We start from the raw sequence: 431 nt of genomic DNA, 5'->3' as shown, positions 1-431 counted from the left end.
TGGCGGCGCGGCCATCGGAACTTGTCCTCGGTCAGCCGCTTCAGGACCAGCACAAAGCCGGACCGGTCGAAGAACAGCAACTTCATCCGGTCGCAACGGCGATTGCAGAACGCAAAAACCGCCGGCGTGAATGGATCGAGCGCCATCGTCTCCTGGACCAGGACCGCAAGGCTGTTGATGCCAGCCCGGAAGTCGATCGGCTCACGGTGCAGATAGACCTGCAGGTCACCGCCCAGTCTGAACATGGCCCAGTGCTCCGATGATCGCCGTCAATGCATCCACATCGCCGCATTCCAGCGCGAGCTTCACGCCGTTCGGCAGCGACACGCTCACTTTGGCCGGAGAACAAAAAGCTGGAGTCCCTTTGGGTTCCGAACCACGCACTTCATCGCAAGTCGCCGGCAAATCCACCGTCGCCACGCTGTCTTGCC

At 61.5% G+C, this 431-nt stretch carries 1 protein-coding gene and 1 pseudogene; both read right to left on the bottom strand.

The features are described 5' to 3' along the window. The coding region (tnpB, locus tag ACZBJS_RS42825) for an IS66 family insertion sequence element accessory protein TnpB (protein WP_463440372.1) at positions 1-245 on the bottom strand (245 nt) is incomplete at its 3' end. Further along, a pseudogene (locus ACZBJS_RS42820) lies at positions 226-431 on the bottom strand (IS66-like element accessory protein TnpA); the annotation flags it as partial. The pseudogene ACZBJS_RS42820 and the gene tnpB, both read right to left, overlap by 20 nt.

Source organism: Bradyrhizobium sp. KZN70725, assembly GCF_055264925.1.
Note: the sequence above shows the minus strand (reverse complement) of the source record. Positions and strands in the feature narration are given on the sequence as shown.